Source organism: Bradyrhizobium sp. MI1.7, assembly GCF_055811795.1.
On the sequence record NZ_JBVVPO010000139.1, the window covers coordinates 1 to 8,557 of the forward strand.

Here is an 8,557-nt window from a genome sequence, read left to right on the forward strand (position 1 = left end):
GGGAGAGGGTGGCCACAAACTCTAGACTGAGTTCGTGGCCACCCCTCTCTCCCGCTCTCCCCCGCAAGGGGGGAGGGAACGCAGTGTGCGCGTAGAGGCGCCTCAACTCTCCATCGCATTCAGCCGCTGCAACCGATCCTGCATGACCTTCCTCAGATCATAGCCAGGCCGGCCGAAGCTCGCATTCCGCGTGGCGAGGAAATCGCGCTGGGTCTTGCGGAGATCGCCGGCCGAGCGGCCTTTCGTAACCTTCAGCACGCGCTCATAGGTCTCGGCGATCTGGCGATCGAGCACGCCGAGTTGCGGATCGGCGCAGATCACCTTCTCGACCTCGCGCTTCGCCGTGGCGCAATCGAACGACGGGCCGTTGCCGGAATTCGCCGCGAGCGGACGCAGCGGCTCGGCGCCGAACTTCGCGATCTCCGCCATCATGGTGCGGCGGCCGTTGGCCGCGTTCTCGTTGCCGGGATCGAGCTTCAGCGCCGTCTCGTAATCGGCCAGCGCCTTCCTGCGCTCACTCATCTTCTTGTAGAGCACCGCGCGGTTGTTATAGGTCTGCGCGAAATTCGGATCGATCTTCAGCGCAGCCTCGTAGTCGCTGAGCGCCGCGCCAAGCTCGCCCTTGAGCTGGTAGGAATCGCCGCGGTTGGTGAAGAAGCTCGGCCGCGGCGCCAGCCGCAGCGCCTGGTCGTAGTCGGCGATCGCCTTGTCGTACTCACCCATTGCGGCCAGTACCAGGCCACGATTGTCGTAATATTCGGGGACCTTCGGATCGAGCTTGATCGCCTCGCCGTCATCGGCGACCGCCTTGTCGAGCTGGCCGAGCTTCTTGTAGGCCGCGCCGCGATTGGTGTAGGCGCGCGGCCGGTTCGGATCGAGCCGCAGCGCCTCGCTGAGATCGCGGATCGCCTTCTCGTTGTCGCCGCCGAGATAATAGTTCACGCCGCGGTCGGACCAGGCCTGCGCATCATCCGGCTTCAGCTTGATCGCCTGATCGTAATCGGCGAGCGCGCGGTCGAGCCGGCGCTGATTGGTGTAGACGACGCCGCGCAGCTCGTAGGCTTCCGCGTCCTGCGGATCGAGCTCGATGGCCTTGCTGAGATCAGCCGCGGCACGGTTGAGATCGCCGCCGGCCTCGCGCAGCAGGTCGCCGCGCAGGCGCCATGCCTTTGCGTTCTTGCCGTCCAGCGCGATGGCGCGGTCGATATCCCGCAGCGCCTGCGTGAGGCCGCCTGAGGTTCGCGCATTGGCGTCGGCGCGCACCAGCAGCGCGGCGGCGCGGTCTGAGCTCGAATTGGTGGTCTGGTCGATGATGGCGCCGCACGCCGTGATCAGTTCGGCGGGCGCAGTCTTGCTGCCCATCACGCAATCGACGGCAGCAGAGGCCGGGGCGGCGAGGACAAGGCTCATTGCAGCGCTGAGCAGGAAGGCGCGAAGCGGAATTTTGGCAAACGGGAACATTTGCGCGGAAGAACGCGTGCCGCACATCAGGGAGACTCCGTGACATCAGGTTTTCACCATTGTCGCGGCGGGCGAGGAATGGGTTCAATTCGGCCCTGTTGGGACGCACCGCCGCCCGCACTCCCTCGCCCCGCTTGCGGGGAGAGCCGAAGACCGCCTCACTACCCGTCCACCCCGTTCAGCCGCTGCAATCTGTCTTGCATCGCTTTCTTGAGATCATAGCCCGGCCGGCCAAATCCAGCATTGCGGCGGACAATGAACTCGTCCTGCTCGCGCTGAAGCGCCTTAGCTTCCGCAGGATTGCGTGCCTCCCGGATCGCGCGGGCGTTCGACGCAAAAATCTCCCGATCGAGATCGGCGAGCTCGCGGTTGGCGCAGATCGCCTTCTCGACGGCCCGGGCCGCACTCCTGCAATTGAAGCTGGGCTTGCCGGCCACCGCCATCTGCGCGCCGATCCGCTCGAGCTCGCGCGCCATCGCCTTGTGATTGGCCTTGGCCTTCTCGTGGTTCGGATCGATCTTCAGCGCGGCGCCGAAATCCTGCACCGCCTTCGGCTTATCGCCCTTCTTCAGCCAGAGCTCGCCACGGGCGTTGAAGAGGTCGGCCAGGGTCGGATCGAGCTGAAGAGCGCGGCTGTCGTCGGCGATCGCACGGTCGACCTGGTCATGCCGCGCATAAAGCGCGCCGCGCGCGACCAGCGCCTTGACCAGGTCCGCCTTGGCCGTCTTCTCGTTGTCGATGACGGAGGCGCAGGCGGAGCCGGCCTTGTCCATGTCGTCGGCGGCAGCAGCAGCGAGGCACGGCGCGACATCGACCTGCACGACGGCGGCGGGCTCGCCGCCGGTCGCGGCATGGGCCGCCCCTAGCGAAAGCGCACAGAGCGCCACCGCGCCGGACAATCGAATGAGATTTTGAGAACGCATGCTAGCTGCAGTCGGAAAGTCTTGGCTTGAGTCTTGGCCTGGGTTTTGGCCTGGGTCTGGCTTGAGCCTTGCCTTGAGGGTGCACTATCCATCATACGGCCGGATTGGTGCTAGCTTGTGGCACGGCCAAAATCGGTTTCGGGGATCAACGTGTCGACATTCGAATGGATCATCGTGCTTCTGCTCGGCGCCGTTGCATTATCGGCGCTGGCGCGGCGGATCAAGGTCCCCTACCCGACCTTTCTCGCCATCGGCGGCGCGCTGATCGCCTTCGTGCCGAACAGCCCCTCCTGGACGCTCGAACCCGACCTCGCCTTGGCACTTTTTGTCGCACCGGTGCTGATGGATGCCGCCTTCGACACCTCGCTGCGCGATCTCCGCAACAACTGGGTTCCGGTCTCGACCCTGGTGGTCGCCGCGGTCGGCCTGACCACGGTCGGCGTGGCCTTCGTCGCGCACCGGCTGATGCCTGACATGCCCTGGGCCGCCGCCATTGCGCTCGGCGCCATCGTGGCCCCGCCGGATGCCGCGGCAGCGGTTGCAATCCTGAGCCAGGTCAAGCTGCCCTATCGCATGGTGAAGGTCCTGGAGGGCGAGAGCCTGCTCAACGACGCCAGCGCGCTCCTGATCTATCGCATCGCGGTCGGCGCTGTCGTCATGGAGCATCTGAAATGGAGCGAGGTCGCGCCGACGATCGCACTCGGGCTGGTCGGCAGCGTCCTCGCCGGTCTTTTGGCCGGGCGCATCATCCCGCTGTTCCTGGAACGCGTGAAGGAAGCGCCGAGCGCGATCATCGTGCAGTTCGCCACCACCTTCATGGTCTGGATCGCAGCCGAGCATCTCGGCCTCTCCGGCATCCTCACCATCGTCGTCTACGCCATCACCGTCGCGCGCACGGCGGGGGCGCGCATGCCGGCGCGGTTACGGGTGCCGTCCTATGCGGTCTGGGAAACGATGGTGTTCGTGCTCAACGTGCTCGCCTTCATGCTGATCGGCATGCAGATGCGGCCGATCTGGACGCGGCTCGACGCGGAGGTGCGCTGGGAATATTGCGTGGCCGCAGCCTGGATCCTGCTCACGGTGGTCCTGGTGCGGCTTGCCTGGATCACGTTCTACCGCGCGACGCTGCGCGTCCTGATCGCGCACGGGCTCTATCATCCGAAGGATCCCAAGCAGGTTGCCTCGCCGAAGGGTGGCCTCATCATCTCCTGGTGCGGCATGCGCGGTCTCGTCACGCTCGCCACCGCCTTCGCCTTGCCGGAAAACTTCCCCTACCGCGACTTCATCGTCTTCATCGCCTTTGCGGTGGTGCTGGGCTCGCTGGTCATCCAGGGCCTGACGCTGCGGCCGCTGATTCTCGCCTTCGGCCTCAAGGACGACGATCCCGTCGGTATCGAGGTCGCGCGCGCCCGCGCAGTCGCCTATCGCGCCGCGCTCGATGCGATCGAGGACGATCCGTCGGAGGAGGCGGAAATCCTGCGGCTCGAATACCGCGCCATCCTGATGCAGGCCGACGACGATCCGCACGGCGGCATCGCCAGCGGCGAATTGCCCGCCGATCCGCTGCGCCGCCGCGCCATCGAGGCCGCGCGCAAATCGATCCTCGGCCTTCGCGATACCGAAGTGATCGGCGACGACGCGTTTCACCGGATCGAGGAAGAGCTCGATCGCGCAGAATTGAGCGCCGACGGTTAAACTCCGCTCGAGCGTTGAGCGGCGTGCCGGCCTATCCAGGTGGTTAGGAGCTTGAACCAAACACCGCCTCTCCAGACTCATTCCAGATGACGACCTTGATCGACGACCGTCGTGTACGCGCGCGTGATGCGTCGCCTGCACGATATTTTTATCTCAATATGGCACTGGCCTGCGCAGCCACCGCGTTTCTCGGCTTCGCGCCGACCTATTTCGTACCGCTCGCGCAGCGGACGTTTTCGGCGAGCCCGGTGATTCATTTTCACGGGCTCCTGTTCTTCACCTGGTCTCTCTATTTCGTGATCCAGACCTGGCTCGCGGCGTCGGGCCGCGTGGTCAATCACCGCGCACTCGGGATTGCCGGCGTGTCGCTTGCGACCGCGATGACGATCTTCGGCTTCCTCGCCTCGGTGCACGTGATGCAGCACGCCGCCGCACTTGGGCAGAAGGATGCCGGCATCGGCTTCTCGATCGTGCCGATGAGCGGCATCGCGTTCTTCGCGGTGGTGTTCGTGCTCGCGATCGTGAACACGCGAAAGCCCGAGATTCACAAGCGCCTGATGCTGCTTGCCGCGGTCTCGATCCTCGATGCCGCGATCGCGCGCTGGTTCATTACCTTCCTCGCGCCTCCCGGTCCTCCCGGCCCGCCGCCGGTGCCCGTCACGATCGCCCCGGCCGTGGTCGCGTCGCTCCTGCTTGTCGTCGCCATGGCGCGCGACTGGCGCACCGATGGCCGCGTGCACCCGGTCTACATTTACGGCACGCTCGCGCTGCTGGCGGTGAAGGTGCTGAACTGGCCGATCAGCGAGAGTGCGGCGTGGCATTCGTTTGCCGGCGGGATTCTGGCGCTGGCGCAGTAGTCACCGCTGTCGTCCCGGACAAGCGCAGCGCAGATCCGGGACCCATAGCCACAGGACGTGGTTTGGCGAAGACTCGGAGTTGCTAGCTCGCGCGGCAACTTCGTCCTGTGGCTATGGGTCCCGGGTTCGCGCTTTGCGCGTCCCGGGACGACGACGGAAATTGGAGCTACGCCCCCGCCTTGCACGTGATCCCGCCGTCGACCACGAGCTCGATCCCCGTCACATATTTCGACTCGTCCGACGCCAGGAACAGCGCGGCATTGGCGACGTCCCAGGCCTCGCCCATGTGCCCCATCGGCACCTGCGCATCGCGGGCGCGCCACATCGCCTCGACGTCGCCCTTGGCGTAGCTGTTCGCGAGACCCGCGGAATGCTCCACCATCGGCGTCTTCATCAGACCGGGCAGGATTGCATTCACCCGCACATGGTTCTTCGCGAACTCGATCGCGGTCGAGCGCGTCAGCTGGTTCATCGCGGCCTTGCTGGCGTTGTAGCTGACATAGGAAATCCCGACATGCCGGATCGAGGCGATCGAGGAGATGTTGATGATCGAGCCGCCGCCCTGCTTCACCATCACGGGGACGACGTGCTTCATGGCGAGATAGGCACTCTTGAGGTTGACAGTGAAGACGCGGTCCCAGCTCTCCTCGGCGACCTCGACCACGCTGCCCATCTCGGCGATGCCGACATTGTTGTCGAGCACGTCGATGCGGCCATAGGCCTTCAGGCACGCCGCCACCATCGCCTCGATCTCGCTCGCGCGCGAGACGTCCGCGGTGAAGGCAGTCGCATTGCCGCCCTCACCCGTGATGATCTTCGCTGTCTCCTCGGCTGCCGCACCGTTGCGGTCGACGCAAAACACCTGCGCGCCCTCGCGCGCAAAGGTCACCGCGGTCGCCTTGCCGTTGCCCCAGCCGGGCCCGATCGAGCCGGCGCCCACCACCATCGCAACCTTGCCCTTGAGCCGATCCATCGCATTTCTCCCTTGCTGTTCTTGTAGCCCGGATGGAGCGCAGCGCAATCCGGGGCGACTGTTCCCGGATTGCGCTTCGCTTCATCCGGGCTACGGATCGTTACAAATCTTCATCGTCGTGACGTTAGCACCGATCGGGTGCCCGACAATCTCCGACAACGTCCGGCACTTCCCGTCATGGCATAACCGCCATTCCCCGGCCGCACCCGAATTGCCGAGCACGACCTCCGGCATCGGTGCACGCTGCGGCTGCCATTGAAACCAGCCGTCGACGAGCCGCGCCTCGGGCGGCGGCTCCATGCCGGGCCCGGTGCCCTTGACGCGCGCCTGCACCAGTTCGAGGCCGGCAGGCGTCACGCGCCAGTCCTCCTGCCAGTCGACCTTCGCAATCGAATGCGTCCACACCAGCGTGAAGGCGGAAAGCGCGAGCGCTTTCACGCCTGAAGCTGTTGCGAAACAGAGGCTCACACCGCCTCGACAATTGCCGGCGGACGCTGCCGCCATTGCCACAGCACGAGCGCGGCGGAGAGCAGGAAGCCCACGGTGTCGCTGAAGGCGAAGTCACCGAGCAGGCAGAGCGCGGCGCCGAGCGCGAGCACGCGTTCGAGCAGCGTCATGCGCGTGAACAGGAAGCCGATCGCGACCATGCCGAACAGGCCGATCGCCACCAGCGCCTTGAAGGTCGCGAGCGCCACCGCGCCGTAGAAGCCGAGCTTGGCCGCCATGGGGTCGCCGGCCTGGAGCATCAGCGCCGGGGAATAGACGAAGATGAACGGAATGACGTAACCGGCAAGCGCGATGCGCATCGCCTCCCAGCCGATCTTGTCCGGATTCTCCTTCGCGATCGGCGCCGCCGCCAATGCGGCGAGTGCCACCGGCGGCGAGAGGTCGGCCATGATGCCGTAATAGAACGCGAACATATGGCTCGCGATCAAGGGCACGCCGAGCTTCGCCAGCGCCGGCGCGGCGAGCGCGGCGGTGATGATGTAGGTCGGGATGGTCGGAATGCCCGTGCCGAGCAGGATCGACAGCAGCATGGTCATGATCAGCGCCAGGAACAGGCTCTTCTCGCCGAGACCGATCACCCAGCTGCCAAAAATGGTGCCGACGCCGGTCTGCGACATCATGCCGATGATGACGCCGACGATGGCGCAGGCCATACCCACCGTGATCGCCGACTTCGCACTCTCGGCCAGCGCATTGCGGCATTCGCGCAAGGCCGCGAACCCGCCGCGCACGAACGCCGTGATCACGATCAGCCCGACGACGACGCTCGCGACCGGCACGATCTGGAGACCGTCGCGCGACAGCGCGCCGACGACGAGCGCAAGTCCGATCCAGAAGATGGAGCGGACGACCATCGAGGAGGCGCCGGCCGTGATGCTGGCGCCCAGGATCAGCGTCACCGTGAGCGCAAGGCCCATGCTGCCGGCATAGAGCGGCGTAAAGCCCTCGAACAGCATGTAGACGAGCGCCGCGAGCGGCAGCACGAGATACCAGCGCGTCACCAGCGCCTTCCAGGCACTCGGAATCTCCGAGCGCTTCATGCCGACGAGGCCGTGCTTGCCGGCTTCGAGATGGACCATCCAGAAGGCGGACGCGAAATAGAGGATGGCGGGGATCGCCGCCGCCTTGACGATTTCCGAGTACTGGACGCCGAGCGTCTCCGCCATGATGAAGGCGACCGCGCCCATCACCGGCGGCATGATCTGGCCGCCCATCGAGGCCGTCGCCTCGACACCCGCCGCAAAGGCGCGGCGATAGCCGAACTTGATCATCAGCGGAATCGTGAACTGGCCGACCGTGACGACGTTGGCGACGCCGGAGCCGGAGATCGTGCCCATCATGCCCGAGGCGAACACTGCGACCTTGGCGGGGCCGCCGCGGGTCCTGCCAAATAGCCCAAGAGAAACGTCGGTGAAGAGCTGGATCATGCCGGCGCGCTCCAGGAACGAGCCGAACAGGATGAACAGGAAGATGTAGGTCGCCGAGACGTAGATCGGCACGCCGTAAAAGCCTTCGGTGCCGAACGACAGATGCGTGACGATCTGGTCGAAGTCATAGCCGCGATGGTTGAGCGGCGACGGCAGATACTGCCCGAAGAACCAGTAGACGAGACATGCGCCGCACATCAATGGCAGCGCCGCGCCCATCAGGCGCCGCGTGCCCTCGAAGATCAGCACCGCGAGCAGGGTGCCGACCGCGAGATCGAGCCTGGTCGGATCGCCGTCGCGCGCAATCAGGTCGGCATAGAAGATCCACTGATAGAGGCCGCAGAAGAAGCCGGCGCCGCCGATCACCCAGCCGAGCGCGCGACCGACATCGCTCTTCGCGGTGAAATTGGCGATCAGGCCGAAGGTGAGGAGAACGAGGAAGCCGACATGGACGCCGCGCACCACCTGGCTCGGCAGATAGTTGAAGGCGGCGACATAGAGCTGGAAGGTGGCGAAGGCGATGCCGATCCAGTAGGCGAGTTGGCCCCACCAGCCCGGACCAAAACCTTCCGGAAAACCGTGCTCGAAATTGTCGAATTCAACCTTGATGGGCTCTGCGGAGCCCTCTGCCTGCAACATGCCCGTATCCCCGCGCCCATCATCTGCGGCGCTTATAACATTGAGCTTCCGCTCGCCACACCGTCATGGCCGGGC

Annotated in this window: 7 protein-coding genes; 2 read left to right on the forward strand and 5 right to left on the reverse strand. The window is 65.4% G+C overall.

Annotated features, from left to right (window positions below):
* Positions 1-102: 102 nt before the first annotated feature.
* Positions 103-1,488: a tetratricopeptide repeat protein gene (locus AC0L3X_RS45845; RefSeq protein ID WP_063985855.1), complete on the reverse strand. Its 1,386-nt coding sequence runs from the start codon at positions 1,486-1,488 to the stop codon at positions 103-105.
* Positions 1,489-1,622: 134 nt separating this feature from the next.
* Positions 1,623-2,384, reverse strand: coding sequence for a tetratricopeptide repeat protein (locus AC0L3X_RS45850; protein ID WP_063985856.1), 762 nt, complete (start codon positions 2,382-2,384; stop codon positions 1,623-1,625).
* A 117-nt stretch (positions 2,385-2,501) separates the two neighbouring features.
* Between AC0L3X_RS45850 and AC0L3X_RS45855 the strand changes: the two genes are divergently transcribed.
* Together AC0L3X_RS45855 and AC0L3X_RS45860 are read left to right on the forward strand one after the other, a co-directional pair.
* Positions 2,502-4,079, forward strand: a complete 1,578-nt coding sequence (locus tag AC0L3X_RS45855; protein WP_084795312.1) for a cation:proton antiporter — start codon at positions 2,502-2,504, stop codon at positions 4,077-4,079.
* 86 nt (positions 4,080-4,165) lie between these two features.
* Positions 4,166-4,936 carry a hypothetical protein gene (locus AC0L3X_RS45860; protein ID WP_063985857.1) on the forward strand — a complete coding sequence of 257 codons (771 nt, stop codon included), beginning with the start codon at positions 4,166-4,168 and terminating at the stop codon, positions 4,934-4,936.
* A 166-nt stretch (positions 4,937-5,102) separates the two neighbouring features.
* Here AC0L3X_RS45860 and AC0L3X_RS45865 read toward each other — a convergent pair whose 3' ends face one another.
* From AC0L3X_RS45865 to AC0L3X_RS45875, 3 genes are all read right to left on the reverse strand, one after another.
* Positions 5,103-5,909: an SDR family NAD(P)-dependent oxidoreductase gene (locus AC0L3X_RS45865; protein WP_063985858.1), complete on the reverse strand. Its 807-nt coding sequence runs from the start codon at positions 5,907-5,909 to the stop codon at positions 5,103-5,105.
* Positions 5,910-5,999: 90 nt separating this feature from the next.
* Positions 6,000-6,413 (reverse strand): DUF1850 domain-containing protein, encoded by a 414-nt coding sequence (locus AC0L3X_RS45870; protein WP_063985859.1) that lies wholly within the window; start codon positions 6,411-6,413, stop codon positions 6,000-6,002.
* Complete coding sequence (locus tag AC0L3X_RS45875; protein WP_063985860.1) at positions 6,374-8,482, reverse strand: TRAP transporter permease; 2,109 nt, start codon at positions 8,480-8,482, stop codon at positions 6,374-6,376. Before AC0L3X_RS45875 ends, AC0L3X_RS45870 begins: the two co-directional genes overlap by 40 nt.
* Positions 8,483-8,557: the final 75 nt, after the last annotated feature.